The sequence below is a fragment of the Acinetobacter sp. AL9 genome (assembly GCF_041464035.1).
In the GTDB taxonomy this organism is placed as follows: Bacteria; Pseudomonadota; Gammaproteobacteria; order Pseudomonadales; family Moraxellaceae; genus Acinetobacter; species Acinetobacter towneri.
In genome coordinates this window covers 1-218 of the sequence record NZ_JAYFSK010000309.1, presented here as the reverse complement: position 1 = coordinate 218, position 218 = coordinate 1, and the positions used below count along the sequence as shown (strand labels likewise).

The window sequence follows — 218 nt, the reverse complement described above, 5'->3', positions numbered from 1 at the left end:
CTTTCTCATGACAGAACCGAACTCTATTAGCTGCACACAACTTGCCGAGACTTATAACATCTCGCATGATAGTGTAAATCGCTTTCTAGAACGTGAAGACTACACACCTCACGACCTATATCAAGAATCAATTCAACATATTGATAATAATAAACTTATAGTCAGTATTGATGATACTGTTTTAGATAAACCATATAGTCAACATATGGACTTAGTTA

General features: G+C 34.4%; 1 pseudogene. It reads left to right on the top strand.

Annotated elements, in window-relative coordinates:
* Positions 1 to 218, top strand: a pseudogene (locus ACEO2X_RS14850) (IS701 family transposase); the annotation flags it as partial.